The organism is Psychrobacter sp. UBA6291 (assembly GCF_002439405.1).
Classification (GTDB): domain Bacteria; phylum Pseudomonadota; class Gammaproteobacteria; order Pseudomonadales; family Moraxellaceae; genus Psychrobacter; species Psychrobacter faecalis.
In genome coordinates, this window is record NZ_DJUD01000025.1 from 39,872 (window position 1) to 55,598 (window position 15,727).

The window sequence follows — 15,727 nt, forward strand, 5'->3', positions numbered from 1 at the left end:
TTTTTGAGGCTTTGTGTTATTATGCGCCTGTTTTTATATTGCGCCGCTAATGCTATAATAGCCGCCTTAATAAGAAGCGCTACGATAGTAAGCGCTCTTTAACCAAATCTTTAATTTAGCATTTTAGTTTAGCATGTTGTCACCTTTATCGCGCCATTGTCATCGTCCTGCAGTTATGTTTTTTATGCTGAGGTGGATATGACAGGCAACCGCTGCCCCATATTTTGGCGTTTTGTCTGACAAGAGACGTATCTTCTTCCACCGTATTTCACGGCAAACACTTATTCATATTTTTAAGAGCTGTTATCCTACTGATTAAGGGTAACGGTTTGTGCGATACCGCTATAAAGGTCGATAACCGTTAGTCTCGATACAATCATTTTAGGGTGACGCTTTATTGCTCGATCATAAATGGTTGTTTTTTTTGCCTCTAACCCTATACAGTTTACTTATGACATCTTTTTTTGGCAGTTTGCGTGAAGAGTGGTTTTCCAATATTCGCGGTGATACGTTATCAGGTTTAGTGGTCGCACTAGCCTTGATTCCAGAAGCGATTGCCTTTTCTATTATCGCTGGTGTCGACCCAAAAGTCGGTTTATATGCTTCATTTTGCATCGCCGTGGTCATCAGTTTTGTCGGTGGACGTCCGGGTATGATTTCGGCGGCGACCGGCGCGATGGCACTGGTGATGGTTGATTTGGTCGCCGAGCACGGGCTGCAGTACTTGCTTGCCGCTACGTTACTGTGCGGCGTCATTCAAATCATCATGGGTATTTTAAAACTTGGTAACTTGATGCGCTTTGTGTCGCGCTCGGTGGTGATTGGTTTTGTTAATGCGCTGGCGATTTTAATCTTTGCCGCCCAGCTGCCTGAGCTGAACCCGATGACTGAGCGCGTCGGCATGACAGTTTATATCATGACGGCGGCAGGCCTTGCGATTATTTACTTATTTCCGCTGCTTCCTAAAATCGGACGCGTGATTCCGTCACCGCTGATTTGTATCGTTGGTTTGACTGCGGTTGCCATATATATGAATCTTGATATTCGTAACGTCGGTAGCATGGGCGATTTGCCCGATTCTTTACCGGTGTTTTTATTACCTGACATTCCGCTTAACTTTGAAACCTTGCTCATTATCGCGCCTTATTCTATCGCGCTTGCCATCGTAGGTTTATTAGAATCTATGATGACCGCGACCATCGTCGATGAATTGACCGATACGCCCAGTGATAAAAACCGCGAATGCCGTGGTCAGGGTATGGCCAACGTCGTATCAGGCTTCTTTGGTGGTATGGCAGGCTGCGCGATGATTGGACAATCAATGATTAACGTCAAATCTGGCGGCCGTACGCGTTTATCAACGCTTATTGCTGGCGTGGTGCTACTCATCTTGGTGGTATTTTTAAGTGAGTGGGTCAGCCAAATTCCGATGGCAGCATTGGTAGCGGTGATGATTATGGTTTCTATCGGTACCTTTAATTGGCAATCTATTCGAGAATTTAAAACCCACCCACTGTCCTTTAATATCGTGATGCTGGCGACCGTGATAACCACTGTTTTTACCCATAATCTCGCGTACGGCGTCGGCGTTGGTGTGCTACTTTCAGCATTGGCGTTTGCCAATAAAATCGGGCAATTCTTAACGGTCTTTAGTGAGTATGACGACAGTAGCAATACCCGTTATTACTACGTGCAAGGACAGGTCTTCTTTGCCTCAACGACGCAGTTTTTGCAGAGCTTTGATACCAAAGAAGCGTTGGACAGCGTACAAATTGATGTTAGCCATGCCCACTTTTGGGACGTGAGTGCCGTCGATACCTTGGACAAACTGGTCATGCGTTTGCAGCGCGAAGGTGTTGATGTCAAAGTGGTTGGACTCAACAGCGCCAGCCGTACCCTTATCGATCGCTTTTCGATTCATGATCGCCGAGATATTGGACTGTTAGATTAAACAAAACGGTATTGCTGTTATCAAGCTGAGCGCAATAGTGTCTTTATTGTTCAGCAATTATATTGGTATATAAAATCAGGCTCGCGGCTTAAAGGCACTCCTTTAAACCGTGAGCCTGATTTTATTATTGAGATATGTGGTGCCCTTATGAGTAATTTGAAGCCAGATAGTGTGATTGCTTGCTTGGACTGTCCCAATCATGTGCAAGCGGTATTGGATGCCAGTATGTGGGCCTCTATTCGTCTGCAGGCACCCATTGGTCTGCTGCATTCTGTACCAAGCTTGCAACAAAAAGCTGCTGTTGATTATTCTGGTTGTCTCAATATTGACGATGAAAATGTCTTGCTAGACCAATTCACCGCACAAGAGCATTTGAGCAATAGCGAGCTAAAAGCCCAAGGTAAATTGCTGCTGCATCAAGCCAGCACTTATTGTGAGCAGCAACATCATAAGCTAAAAACCTATACTCTGCATCGCCATGAAAGCTTGAGTGACAGTATTGATTACGTCGATGACAAAGCACAATTAATGGTCATCGGTCATCATGTGACTTGCAAATCAACCTTGAGTCAGCTGATACGTTTGAGCCACTGCCCCATTTTGGTGACGCATGCACCATTTTTGCCCCCAACGACGGCGTTATTTGCTTTTGATAACAGTCCAACTTCGCATAAGCTGCTCAATTGGCTGTGTAAAACGCCGCTTATTCGTGCGTTGACCGTACATATTGTCATGGTTGCTAAAGAAAACTCAGAAAACTGCGATGCACTGCGGGAAGCCTATGCGCGCCTTAAACAAGCGGGTATCAAGTGTAAAAAAGCCTTGCTCGACTGCCGTGATGTGACCGCTGCCTTAAATTACTATCAAAGCAAAAATGATATTGGGCTGCTGATGACCGGCGCCTTTGGGCAACCGCGTCTGCTTGAGCTGCTAAAAGGTAGTGAAACCAAAAAACTACTTGGCAGTACCAAAACCCCGTATTTACTCTTCCCCAAAGCTTAAAACCTTCTTTTTATGTATAAACTTTTGATTTTAAACGCTATTATTCATAATGGCGTTTTTAATAATCGACGTTTTTACAATGCTTACGCGCTTACTTTTCTCCTATCTCTTCCCATTTTTCTTATCAAACCTCTTATCAAATCGTCACATGAAATAAAGCGATAGCCTCCCCAAGGGCTTAAAAAGTTGGTTATAATAAAGTGTTTATTCTCCCAACGTTAAAGGTTGATAACTCCAACTTATATCCCTAAAAGCATAGTTATTGTTGCGATATAGGCAAGAGTTTTTGTCATTATCATGGTTATTTTTAAGCAAATGCGCGCAACCCTACCAACCCCCTTGAGTAGGTTTGGCACAATTCTTGAACTATTTACCATGAGCCTGACAATAATACGAGCCAGCAAACGGTCTCTATTAACCTGCGACATCATCTATATAAGGATTTTTTTATGAAGCTAATCACTGCGATCTTAAAACCATTTAAGCTCGATGATGTGCGCGAAGCGCTTTCTGACATCGGTGTAAAGGGTGTCACCGTCACCGAGGTCAAGGGTTTTGGTCGTCAAAAAGGTCATACCGAGCTCTATCGCGGCGCTGAATACGTGGTGGACTTTTTACCTAAAGTAAAAGTCGAAGTGGCAGTGATGGATGAGATGGTCGAGCCTGCTATCGAAGCCATTACGCGCATTGCCAGTACCGGCAAAATCGGTGACGGCAAGATCTTTGTGACCAATCTTGAACAAGTCATTCGTATTCGTACGGGTGAGACAGGTCCTGACGCTATTTAGTAGTTAAGAATAATTAAGCGCTAGACCACTTATAAACACAGATTTATAGGTTATCTCGATCACTGTATTGCATCTATTCAAGGGGGAATTAATATGCAAAACCAAATCTTTGAGCTCCAGTACGCGCTAGATACATTTTATTTTTTAATCTGTGGCGCGCTAGTCATGTGGATGGCCGCCGGCTTCACCATGTTAGAAGCTGGACTGGTACGCTCAAAAAACACCGTCGAAATCCTCACCAAAAATATCGCCCTCTTTGCCACCGCCTGTACCATGTATATGATATGCGGTTATGCCATTATGTATGATGGCAATCTGTTTTTGAGTGGTATTGCTGGCACTGAAACTTTAGTAGCAGATGCATTAGCGACCTCAGCTGAAAATGGCTTTGCTGGCGATGCCGTATATTCGGCCGCCTCTGATTTCTTCTTCCAAGTGGTTTTCGTCGCCACCTGTATGTCAATCGTTTCAGGTGCCGTAGCTGAACGCATGAAGTTATGGTCTTTTTTGCTGTTTGCCGTTGTTATGACCGGAGTTATTTATCCATTAGAAGGCAGCTGGACGTGGGGCGGTAAAGCCGTGTTTGGTTTATTTAGCCTTGGCGATTTGGGATTTTCTGATTTTGCGGGCTCAGGTATCGTCCATATGGCAGGAGCCGCTGCCGCGCTATCGGGCGTATTACTGTTAGGGGCGCGTAGAGGTAAATACGGTCCCAATGGTGAGATACGTGCTATCCCTGGGGCCAATTTACCCTTGGCCGCACTTGGTACACTTATTTTATGGATGGGCTGGTTTGGCTTTAACGGCGGCTCAGTGCTCAAGCTTGGCGATATCGCCAGCGCCAATGCGGTTGCGGTGGTGTTTTTGAATACCAATGCCGCTGCTGCCGGTGGAGCCATCGGCGCCCTTATCATCGCGCGCATCATCTTTGGTAAGGCAGATTTGACCATGCTCTTAAATGGTGCATTAGCAGGTCTTGTCGCTATCACTGCTGAACCCTCTACGCCATCGGCGCTTCAGGCAACGCTATTTGGAATGGTGGCAGGCGTCATCGTTGTACTATCCATCTTAATATTAGATAAAATAAAAATTGATGATCCAGTTGGCGCTATCTCGGTGCATGGCGTGGCAGGCTTATTCGGTCTACTAATTGTCCCTCTGACCAATCCAGCCGCTACATTGCTCGGTCAAATTGCTGGTGCTGCGACCATCTTTACTTGGGTGTTTATCAGTAGTCTGATGGTATGGAGCATCATTAAATTTGTCATAGGTCTGCGTATCTCTGAAGAAGAAGAATATCAAGGAGCAGACATTGCTGAATGTGGTATGGAAGCCTATCCAGAGTTTATAAGGTAAGCCTACTATCTACGATGGTTTTATTGAGGACTATTTTATCCACAATAAGACCATCATTAATAAAATTGGCATTGATAAAATCGGTATTAATAAATTTTACATTAAAAAAACATCATTGATAAAAGCGCCATCATTAAAAATCCCGCATAACCTTTCGGTCATGCGGGATTGTTTATGCTTTAACACTTTATCTTTCTATCAAGTCTAGTTCACGTTAACAACCAAACTTTATAAGGCAGAATTATAGCAGTTTATTTCTTTTTCCACGTTTGGCTACGTGAGAATGGACCGATATAACCTTTTAGTTTTAAAGTGCTGCCACTTAGATTAGCAGTCATGCGATAGTCTTTATTTTTTTCAGGGTCAGTAATCGTACCGCCACTGTATTTACCACCACCGTCAGCTTTCAGACCAGAGATAATCGTCATGCCAACATGCTTCTTACCTTTTTCTGAAGTCGTGCTGATAAGCTTACCCGTTAGGACGCCGTTAGACTCAGTGATTTTAACCACGCCTTTTGGCTGGCCTTCATCAAAAGTCTGCCAAGTAGTGTTGTGTAATGGGTCAGCGGCGAATGCCATGCTTGCTAAACTGATACCAGCAACTGCTAAAGTGGTTTTTGCGAATAATTTCATAAATTGACTCCCTTCATTCAATGATTACTAGAAACGTTGTGTTTCTGATGTCCTACGCTTATCCTTTTATCAACAATCTTTTATTGCAAGCTTGCAGCTCTATCCTAAGTTTCAGTTAAAAGCTGATATTAATATCTTATTAATGCTTAGCTTTACAAAAAAGATTTGATCGACATAAGCGATGTCTTGACCCATTATAAGCAATTTTTAGATTTTGCCTAGTAATTTTTTTATAGTTTATTATTACTATAAAATCAAAAGCATATCAAACAGTTACAGGAACGGATTGTCTATAATTTTATCCGATTGGTCATCTTTTTCTTTTGACTTATCATCGTAATTACTATATTGACTGCGGTTTTCAAATGCTAGCATAATTTTGCTAGTGAGCTCGTGTAGCTGCTGTGCTTGCTCATATCCCGCCTCGTTAAAGACCAGATTAATGTCGCCATAAATAATGATTTTATCTTCTTGATTTTCAATAACCAAATCACCAATCTGCATACTCTGGTGATTATTTGCAAACGGATCAATCATCTCGTCCTCCTTTACCTTAACAGCGCATTACCCAATCTTTCAATGCTGTGGGGATTTAGTTACATTTAAACCACTTATGCCTGTAATTGTGCCACGAGCCAGTCAATGATTGCTAGGACAAATAGCATCCAAACCGGTTCTTCTTGGGGAGTTTCGGGTAAATCTGAGTTATCACCTGCCTTTAATGGCAAATCAAACGCTTGCGCTTTGGTTTGGGCATCCAATACCGGTAACACATCGATGCCAATCTTGGCGGTTAATTCATCGAGACTAATCACTTCTATACGCTCTGATTCATCATTGGGCGCATAATAGACGCCTGCTTGGTTGCTTGCAGGTATGTAAACCGCTTTAAAGAAATGACTGGGTACCAGCACACGATCCGCCAGTTGTTTGGTTTTTTTACTGGTAAAAGCCACTCCCGTAATGGTGTAAACCTCGCCATATTGCTGGGTTAGATAGCGCGTGGCAGACTCAATATTACGCCAAATATAGCGATTATTACGCGGTGATTGCGGCGCGATGTTAGCAAGGCTAAAACTATCATACTGCTGGCTGCGATTGGCCATATTGCCATTGGGCGCTAAATGCCCGCGATCATAACCGGAGCCTGAATAATCAGACAGTTTGGCGCGCATGGATTTTGGCAAGCGGCTTTCTTCATGAAAGCTGTCTTCACGGTCAATCTCTTTGGCTTGCTGCAAGCGCTTGCGGTCAAGATATTCTGCTGACCACAGCGGGGTGCGTGATACGCCCGAGTACATAACGGCAAAACCGTCCATACATAGCGCTTGGGTGTTATTACTGAGCTTAGCATTGGTAAATTCAGGATAGACGCCACCATAAAACGACTGGCTACACTGGCTCAGGTCATCCGCTTGTGCAGACGACATCCCTATTAAGACAGTGAATACTGCCATTATGATGTTATTTTTAACCTGTGCTTTATCTTTAAAAAAACTTATCATGCCACTTTCAACCATCTATGCCTGCCATTACGTATGCGCTATCCTAGCAGGCACTTACCAATAAAGAAAGATGCCGCGCAAGTGGTGACATTTTAAATGCTATCCGCTATACTGAGGCAGCCAAAAATATTGGTCTTGCAAAAAACGGTGAAGTGGGTGAGTGGCTGAAACCGCACGCCTGGAAAGTGTGTATACGTTCATAGCGTATCGAGGGTTCGAATCCCTCCTTCACCGCCAATCTTATTAAATGCTAGCTTTCCCACCTTGTCCTAAACACTCCCACATACTCTCGAAACCCTTTATAAATAACGCTTCTAGCGTTTTTTTTATGTCTAGTGTTTTCCTAACCTGTCCGAACATAACCCACCTATCCCATGGCTTGTGTTGGTCTATCTGTTGGTCTATGATTTCATTAGACCTCAAAAAGACCAACATTTAAGCTTTATGATTCAGCTTTAGACCAACGTTTTTGTTGTATCTCTTGATTCATATAGCTTGTAGCCATAGGGAATAGACCAACATGTTAAGCGATAGTAAGATACGCAAGCTCAAACCCAGTGAAAAATGCACCCCTTCACGTCCTGACAAATATAGTGATCAGCAAGGGCTACAGCTTTTGGTACGTAATACAGGCACAAAGACATGGATAAGCGCCTATCGCTTTGATGGTAAGCAGACACGGCTCACACTTGGTACTTACCCCATCATGTCGCTTGCTGAAGCCAGACAAGCCAATACTGAGATTAAAGCACTTCTCGCTGATGGTATCGACCCAAAAAATAAAAAGCGTCAAGACAAGCTTGCTAACATCCACGCGCAGAAATTTAATGACTACGCCTTAGACTGGCTCGCTGAGCGTCAGCGTAACGTTAAGCCGCGTACCTATCAGCAAGACTATAACCGGATGCACAAAGACGTGTTGCCCCACTTTGAAGGTATTGCACTAAAAGATGTAAGCTTTGAGGATTGTCGATCGATGGCAGATGAGATCGAAACGCGTGTGAACACAAAAGGTGAGCCGCCACGTGAGGTGACTAGACGCACTATTGATCTGGTTGCTAATGTTTTAAGACGTGCCAAACGCGAACGCATCATCGACCAAAACCCAATCGATGATCTAAAAGCACTCTATCCTAAAGCCAAAAGTCAGCACATGAAGCATGTAGATATCAATGAGCTGCCTGCCCTACTCCAAGCTATCGAAGGCTATCATGGTCACGACCAAACCCGATTAGGTATGAAATTCTTAGCCTATTCATTCTGTCGTACCATCGAGCTGCGTATGATGAAGTGGAGTCATATCGATTTTGCCAATCGCTTATGGCGTGTTGATATTGATAACCTTAAAATTGCGCGTAAGCATGTCGTACCACTGTCAGATCAAATGCTCAAAGTGCTAGAGGAAATGAAAGCGATCACGGGGCAATATGAGTATGTGTTTTATCATACAGGCATGCATCAGCCATATAGTGAAGAGTTCATCAATAATGCGCTTGATATCTTAGGTTATGCTGGCAAACAAACAGGTCACGGCTTTCGTCACATAGCCTCTACCAATCTAAACGAGCTTGGCTATATGGGCGACGCGATTGAAAAGCAGATGGCGCATGATAAAAAAAGCAGCATTCGCGCGGTTTATAACCACGCGCAGCATTTAGAGGAGCGTCGTAAAATCATGCAGGTCTGGGCAGATTTTTTAGATCTGCTCAGGGATAAAGGCGAGGTCGTGGACTTTCAGACAGCAAGGCAGCAAATTGAGCAGTCACTGGCAAGTAAGCAACCAAACACATTACAAAACGCTGATAAACAAGATCTGATCAAAGCGCTATTAGAACAAGGTATCACAGCTGATGAGCTGCAAGGGTATATCGATAATGGTTAATATAAGTCTTTGCCATCAACATCAACATAATCGAGCTCATAGAATCGATTAATCAATATATCAAGCATGGCTGTCTCTGACAGTCCTTGCACCTGTGCCATCTTCTTTAATCTAGCTTTGGTATTTTTTGTAAGTGGTAGGTGATACGGCTTTTTTGTCTTACCTGCGTCACGAAATTTTTGTTGACTCCAAGCCCGTTTCATTTTATCGATTATAATTTCTTTATTTGCACTGATTTTATATGAGTAGTTTCTATTTCCGACTTCAATACGACTAGGATAATCAATGAGATCTAAAGAAGACAATACTATGGCTTTTAACTCGACCTTTGAGTTTTCTAAATTACTTACATTTACGATCAGTTCCTTTTCAACTAAATAATTAGCAGCCCACTCTAGCTGTCTTTCTTCATTATCATTTAGCCATTTATTATAATTACTATTCAAAAAAACTTCTTCAAACCTTGATAGTATATTGGTTAAAAATATTATTTTATTTTCTGCCGTATTTTCATTTTCCTTCCTATCGAAAAAATTATAGATTAGTTTAAGTATATGGTCAGTTTGTATTTTTCCTACATTATAATTATATTCATCAGAAAGAACCTGCAAGATAAATATCTGAGCCCTCAAACTCTCTTCAATTAACTGGAAATATTTATCTGGTACTAAACTATTTGACATCTTTAAACGAGCATCATATAGGACTTGTTTAAAACCATCAATTTTTACTAGCTTATTTATAAGCTCTTCATGCAAGTTAGTTGACCCCATACTCATAAAAGAAACATCCTTTGTTTTATCAGCAAGATAGGCTTGCAGCCAAGATACCTGTCTCTCTGATAACGACCTTATATTTTCATCAAAATATTTTTTGTTATCACTGATAATATTTGGTGTAGGAGTGTCGCGATAAATTGGCATTATACTATTCCTCATTATAATATCACGCGTGATATTTTCATTAAATATAAGTGTTATTACTATATGATTTAAATACTATTTAGACAACATTTAAATATTATTTTCATAATAATTTTGCACATCAGCCTATATGATTACTGGATGTAATAGCTTAATACCCTATTATATTAATAGCAATCTCTTATCTTTGAATATTTTTGCTAACTTCACCCTAATAAAATACTCGACCCAGACAGCAATCTACTATCAACTCCTATCAGCTAACTCAATCTTCACCCTCTTCTCCAAGGTGCAGTAATTTACGGGTTTTTATTTTTCGTACACCCAAGGCTGCCTATATAAAACTGGTATTTTGACACCAGCAAAAGGACGGTAATATAATATAAGTTATATTAAGCACTACTTAACCAAGGCGGATGCTATCCGCACTGAAGAGTAAAAAAATATACAACCCTATGAATATATGTAGCACCCATTCAACTTTATATTCATAGGAAAACAAGCCATGATCTATTCAACGGTGAATCACTCGCAATTAATCTCTAAAGTCGACATTCTTGTTAGAGACGTACTGTTTGGTACCATTAATTTTCAACAGATCAAAAGCCAATTGAACGAGTTTTATTACTCGTTCATAATCAGCCTTGATTTTGAATTCAGATACTCAAAACCAATCCAAGCATTTATAGAGTGCACCAATAAAATTATTGGTAACGATTATCCTTACAACGTATTTTGGGATGATGAAAAGACAGTACAGTTTATTCGGTTACTGTCAGGTTATGAGAAGGCGATAAAAAAAGACTACAGCGCGTGGCGTTATCAGAGTAATAAAAACTGCAGAAACTTAGAACCTAATATCAGAACCCTCATCTCAAATCATTCAAGATTGTTGTTTGTGAGAGTGGATTTAAAATACATACAAGAGATCAGTAATCACATTACCATTCGTGATTTTAACTTTCATATGAAAAAATTAAGAGACGCCATTCATAATGGCGATACTTGTTTTACGCATTTATTGCGTTACGCTTTGTCATTAGAACAGGGTGAAGACAATGGTGGCTTTCACTGTCATCTGCTGCTGATCTTTGATGGCGAAAAACATTACAAGGACAACTATTTGGCTGATCAAGTTGGACAAAAGTGGCAAGCGATTACTGAAGGCGTTGGCTATTGCTTTATTTTAAATACTAAAGAGTATAAAGAAGGTCTTGCACGCCGCGGCATACTTGGTATCGGGATGATCCATCGTAATAACCTGCAAGAAGTTGAGAATGCGGTTAATGCCGCTTTGTATTTAACCCGTCCTGATAAGCGTGATGGCAGCTATCAACGTCTTAAAGTATCTTTACCGAATATGAATACCTTTGGGCAAAGCAGGCCCAAAGGCCAGGTTAATGGTCAATACAGCTAAAACGTACCTCATATCAAAATAATCACAGATATATAGTATCCCCATGAGATGAGCATCGATGTCATCTTTGCCTCATCAATCTAACCCTAAACGTATCATCAAGGTCTGCTTTATAGCAGGCCTTTTTTATGCGCCATTATCAAGGAGATCCTATGAAACCTATCTGTCCCAATTGTCACTCTTCTCACGTCATCGAAAATATAGATACCAGTATACAAAGCATTTCAGAGCATGTGCTGTCACCAAAGCTGTTAGTCAGTCTTAGCGTGAGCGTCTGCAAGTACTACAAGATCAACCCTATGATTGGCATGGTCGCAGGCAGCGCCATTGCCACCGTCATTAATCTGGCACAACAAAGGCTAATGCAGCCACCACTCATTAGAGCGGCTGTCATGCCGCGTTATTTATGCAGTACCTGTCAGCATAGCTTTAGTCTCTGACGCAATCATTTATTTAATCACTCAATGATTCATGCCTTAAAGCATTGAATCAGTCAAACCACTTATTTTATTAAACAACAAAAGGGAATATTCTTATGGCACATTTACTCGAATCTATGGCATACGTTGGCGAAACCCCTTGGCATGGTCTTGGAAACGAGCTTTCACCCAAGCAGCCTATAGAAGTCTGGGCACGTGAGGCGGGTATGAATTGGCGCATTGAATCCTCAGACGTCAGCTACATGGCAACCAATGATAAAGCTCAAAACCTCATCATGCCTTTTGATACCAATAAGGTGCTTTATCGCAGTGATAACTTAGAGCCATTATCAGTGGTCAGTCAGCGCTATCAAGAAGTACAGCCGAATGAGATCTTAGAGTTCTATCGTGATCTGACTGAACAAGCAGATTTTGAGCTTGAAACCGCAGGCGTCTTAAAAGGCGGTCGTAAGTTCTGGGCTCTTGCTCGTACCGGTCAATCGGCAACGCTACGCGGCGGTGATGTCAGTCATGGCTATCTGCTCCTTGCAACCGCTTGTGATGGCACGCTTGCCACCACAGCACAATTCACCAATATTCGCGTGGTATGTAATAACACCTTAGCCATCAGTCTTGCTGATGGCAGCGGCGGCGTAGTCAAGGTTCCGCACAGCACCACCTTTGATGCCGACAAAGTCAAACAGCAATTAGGCGTATCCGTTAGCCAGTGGGATGACTTTAACTATGAGATGAAGCAGTTAACCAATAGACGAGTGACGCAAGCAGAAGCCGCTAATTACTTAAACCGGGTGTTTAACGATGTCAAAGACGATGGCCTCATTTTATTTAATACGACTAAGAAGGAGAAAGAAGCAGTTCCGAATGCTCGCGCTATGAATCAAGTGATGAATATGTTTAATGGTCAAGGTCGCGGCGCGGACTTAGCGTCGGCTAAAGACACCGCCTATGGCTTACTGTCAGCGATGACGGAGTTTGTAGATCATGAACGCCGTGCTATGTCGCAGGATCATCGTCTAGACTCAGCTTGGTTTGGTGCAGGGGCGAAGCTCAAAGATAAAAGCTTAGATGAAGCGCTGCGCTTAATTGCTTAATCTCTTAATTACTGTAGTTACTCAATGAATCAACCACGCCTTTGAGCGTGGTTTTTTTATGCCGTTTATTTAACCAATAATAAATTTAATGAAGGAATTCATCATGAACATGATCGCATTAAACAATACAACAATCACTCATCCAAGACTTAAGCGTGCCACCGTTAAGAGTAAATCTTCATTAAATGCTCGGCAAAATAGCGAAGCGTTGCCAAAGTCTAAAGTGGAAAACAAACCCATTAAGCCGTCTGCTAGTCAGGTAATCTCTGCTAAACGTTTGGTCAATACCAAAAACCTAAGTCGTGAAGACTGGCTACAATTTCGCAAGCAAGGCATTGGCAGCTCTGATGCTGCTGCCGCCTGTGGTATCCATCCGTACTTATCCATGCTTGAGCTATGGATGATTAAGACAGGACGCATGAGCTCAGATATTGATGAAAGCATTGAAGGGTATTCGCCACTGTATTGGGGCAATACCTTGGAGCCCATGGTGGCTAAATACTACCAAGAACATACAGGCAATAAGGTAAGGCGCGTCAACGCGATCTTGCAGCATCCTGATCCGGACAATCACTTTATGTTGGCTAATCTAGACTACGCAATCACTGGTAGTAATGAGGTACAGATCTTAGAGTGCAAGACCGCTGGGGAGCATGGTGCCAAGCTTTGGAAGCATGGTGTGCCCCTGTATGTGACTTGCCAAGTACAGCATCAGCTAGCCGTCACGGGTAAAACGGCTGCGCATATCTGCGTGCTGCTTTGTGGTCATGAAGCAAAGATCTATAAGGTTGAGCGTGATGAGCGCTTGATTGAGTCCATCATGGAGCATGAGCGTCTGTTCTGGCAATACGTGGAAACCGACACGCCACCAACCCCTGATCATTCTGAATCCGCAGCTCGAGCATTAAAGCAGCTTTATCCAGCGCCTCAGCCGTCAAGCAAGGTCGACCTGCGAGATGACGACGGAGCCAACAAACTATTTGAGCAGTTACTGAGTTATCGTGATTACATGCAAGAGTTAGAGCAGCGTCATAATCAAGTTAAGCATCAGCTGCAAACACTGATTGCCGATAATGAAGTGGCTATGTTTGAAAAAGGGGCTATTTCATGGAAACGCTCGAAAGACAGTGTCGGTCTTGATAGCAAAGCCGTTATCAAAGCGCATCCTGAGCTGTTAGCTAAATTTAGCAAAACCAAGCACGGTAGTCGCCGCTTTGTCATCTTAAACGATTAAGCTATCAATCACTTGACCATCAGCAAATTCATCAACTACTCAAAGCCAATCAATTAAAGTAAGCACATAACAGCCCACCCTAATCGGTGGGCTTTTCTATGGGCAAACACAATTTATTAAACCTATAAGGAATATCACCATGATTAAAGGTCTCACCATAACCCCGCCCGTACTTGGCCGTATCAGCATTGGACGTGTCATTCAAAAGGACGGCAAACGCTTACCTGCTAAGGACGATCAATTCACCATCACCAGCCAAGTGCAGAATAAAGACGGTTGGATCAATCATCCACTCGATGAAAAGCTACGCGCAAATAATGACGGCAAGCTCAGACAAATACCGGTACGTATGCTGTTTAACGACCCTGAGCTTAATTTGCGAGCAGAATATACCTTGTTCGATAGACAAACAGGCAGACCGCTATGCGTCGGTGACGGTGAGCAGTGTCAGCGCCGCACAAGCAATGGTGTGGAAACATTGCCTTGCCCATCACCTGATCGTTGCCCATTAGCGCAAGGCGGTGCTTGTAAGCCATATGGTCGCTTGTACGTTAATCTAAGTGAAGACGACGAGTTAGGCACGTTTATCTTTCGCACCACAGGTTTTAATAGTATTCGCACGCTAGCAGCGAGGCTGAGCTACTTTGCTGCGGTGTCAGGCAATAAGCTGTCGTGTTTGCCCCTGCAATTAACGCTAAGAGGTAAAAGCACCACGCAAAGCTATCGTACGCCGATTTACTTTGTTGATTTAACGCTGCGTGATGGGGTGACACTAAAGCAGGCAGTGCAAGATGCGCAGACAATTGATGCGGAGCTTAGCGAACACGGCTTTGATCAAGCGGCGTTAGAGGCAGCAGCAAAGCTTGGCTATGTGAATTCGTGCTTTGAGGTTGATAGCGATAATCTACTTGATGTGGTCGAAGAGTTTTATCCAATTGAGACAGATGACATCAGTAGTGATCAGCAGGGTAGCTATCAGAATGGGTTAGCCGCTCATAACGTGACTAGCATTGAGCAAGGGCTACGGCAAAGCGTGACAGCGGTGAGTTAAACCTATCAAGACAGATAGGTGACGTAAAAAGGAGCTGAATAATCAGCTCCTTTTTTTATTGCTTCAAACAAGACTAGAGGACGGACCGTATAGGGTGCCGTAAAAAAATATGGGACTCCCTAACTGTATGAGAGGAAACGCTCTCATTAACTTATAAGGAGCAAATCATGGAAAATTTAAACGCGAACACACAAAAAAACGTATCAAACACTAGTATGATGCAAATACCGCGCATGCTTCCGCTAAAACAAGTAATACATTATACGGGGCTTAGTAGTACAACGATTTACGACATGCTCGATAAAAGATCAAATCGTTATGATCCCACCTTCCCTATTCAGGTAAAACTATCGAAGGGACGTGTAGCATGGGTTGAAAGTGAAGTTGCTCAATGGATTGAAAGTAAGATAGCAGCTCGAATTCATTAACCCTATAAAAATAAGCCGCACTAC

The 15,727-nt window shown here is 42.6% G+C and carries 15 protein-coding genes and 1 tRNA gene; 12 read left to right on the forward strand and 4 right to left on the reverse strand.

Translation table 11 applies throughout. The annotated features are described in order from the left end of the window. The first annotated feature begins 451 nt into the window (after positions 1–451). The 4 genes from B3R91_RS04410 (at position 452) to B3R91_RS04425 (ending at position 5,097) form a co-directional block, all read left to right on the forward strand. The gene (locus B3R91_RS04410; RefSeq protein WP_286796626.1) at positions 452–1,951 is read left to right on the forward strand and encodes a SulP family inorganic anion transporter; all 1,500 of its coding nucleotides are present in this window, start codon (positions 452–454) and stop codon (positions 1,949–1,951) included. Positions 1,952–2,098: 147 nt separating this feature from the next. Continuing rightward, positions 2,099–2,953, forward strand: a complete 855-nt coding sequence (locus B3R91_RS04415; protein ID WP_201592001.1) for a universal stress protein — start codon at positions 2,099–2,101, stop codon at positions 2,951–2,953. Between the two features lie 449 nt (positions 2,954–3,402). Then, positions 3,403–3,741, forward strand: coding sequence for a P-II family nitrogen regulator (locus tag B3R91_RS04420; protein WP_011514651.1), 339 nt, complete (start codon positions 3,403–3,405; stop codon positions 3,739–3,741). Between the two features lie 93 nt (positions 3,742–3,834). Continuing rightward, positions 3,835–5,097, forward strand: a complete 1,263-nt coding sequence (locus tag B3R91_RS04425) for an ammonium transporter (protein WP_286796627.1) — start codon at positions 3,835–3,837, stop codon at positions 5,095–5,097. Positions 5,098–5,348: 251 nt separating this feature from the next. Here the strand turns inward: B3R91_RS04425 and B3R91_RS04430 are convergent, their stop codons facing one another. The 3 genes from B3R91_RS04430 to B3R91_RS04440 form a co-directional block, all read right to left on the reverse strand. Then, positions 5,349–5,732 (reverse strand): DUF2147 domain-containing protein, encoded by a 384-nt coding sequence (locus tag B3R91_RS04430; protein WP_201545882.1) that lies wholly within the window; start codon positions 5,730–5,732, stop codon positions 5,349–5,351. A 273-nt stretch (positions 5,733–6,005) separates the two neighbouring features. Continuing rightward, the gene (locus B3R91_RS04435) at positions 6,006–6,269 is read right to left on the reverse strand and encodes a hypothetical protein (RefSeq protein ID WP_201624951.1); all 264 of its coding nucleotides are present in this window, start codon (positions 6,267–6,269) and stop codon (positions 6,006–6,008) included. A 74-nt stretch (positions 6,270–6,343) separates the two neighbouring features. After that, a complete protein-coding gene (locus B3R91_RS04440; protein ID WP_286796628.1) occupies positions 6,344–7,189 on the reverse strand; it encodes a DNA/RNA non-specific endonuclease in 846 nt (281 codons plus the stop codon). A 194-nt stretch (positions 7,190–7,383) separates the two neighbouring features. Here B3R91_RS04440 and B3R91_RS04445 point away from each other — a divergent pair. Together B3R91_RS04445 and B3R91_RS04450 are read left to right on the forward strand one after the other, a co-directional pair. Beyond that, positions 7,384–7,474, forward strand: a tRNA-Ser gene (locus tag B3R91_RS04445). Between the two features lie 283 nt (positions 7,475–7,757). Next, positions 7,758–9,119: a tyrosine-type recombinase/integrase gene (locus B3R91_RS04450; protein WP_286796629.1), complete on the forward strand. Its 1,362-nt coding sequence runs from the start codon at positions 7,758–7,760 to the stop codon at positions 9,117–9,119. Here the strand turns inward: B3R91_RS04450 and B3R91_RS04455 are convergent. Then, on the reverse strand, positions 9,116–10,042 hold the full coding sequence (locus B3R91_RS04455; RefSeq protein ID WP_286796630.1) for a hypothetical protein: 927 nt from the start codon (positions 10,040–10,042) through the stop codon (positions 9,116–9,118). The genes B3R91_RS04450 and B3R91_RS04455 overlap by 4 nt on opposite strands. A 505-nt stretch (positions 10,043–10,547) precedes the next feature. On the opposite strand from B3R91_RS04455, the gene B3R91_RS04460 reads away from it, so the two are divergent. The 6 genes from B3R91_RS04460 to B3R91_RS04485 all read left to right on the forward strand — a co-directional run bounded on the left by B3R91_RS04460 (position 10,548) and on the right by B3R91_RS04485 (position 15,703). After that, a complete protein-coding gene (locus B3R91_RS04460) occupies positions 10,548–11,459 on the forward strand; it encodes a YagK/YfjJ domain-containing protein (RefSeq protein ID WP_286796631.1) in 912 nt (303 codons plus the stop codon). A gap of 152 nt (positions 11,460–11,611) precedes the next feature. Next, entirely contained in the window at positions 11,612–11,899 is a 288-nt protein-coding gene (locus B3R91_RS04465) for a hypothetical protein (protein WP_286796632.1), read from the forward strand. 95 nt (positions 11,900–11,994) lie between these two features. Beyond that, on the forward strand, positions 11,995–12,990 hold the full coding sequence (locus B3R91_RS04470) for a DUF932 domain-containing protein (protein WP_286796633.1): 996 nt from the start codon (positions 11,995–11,997) through the stop codon (positions 12,988–12,990). 103 nt (positions 12,991–13,093) lie between these two features. After that, the gene (locus tag B3R91_RS04475) at positions 13,094–14,224 is read left to right on the forward strand and encodes a YqaJ viral recombinase family protein (RefSeq protein WP_286796634.1); all 1,131 of its coding nucleotides are present in this window, start codon (positions 13,094–13,096) and stop codon (positions 14,222–14,224) included. A 139-nt stretch (positions 14,225–14,363) separates the two neighbouring features. Beyond that, the gene (locus B3R91_RS04480) at positions 14,364–15,275 is read left to right on the forward strand and encodes a hydrolase or metal-binding protein (protein ID WP_286796635.1); all 912 of its coding nucleotides are present in this window, start codon (positions 14,364–14,366) and stop codon (positions 15,273–15,275) included. A 167-nt stretch (positions 15,276–15,442) separates the two neighbouring features. Next, the gene (locus B3R91_RS04485) at positions 15,443–15,703 is read left to right on the forward strand and encodes a helix-turn-helix transcriptional regulator (protein WP_286796636.1); all 261 of its coding nucleotides are present in this window, start codon (positions 15,443–15,445) and stop codon (positions 15,701–15,703) included. The last annotated feature ends 24 nt before the right edge of the window (positions 15,704–15,727 follow it).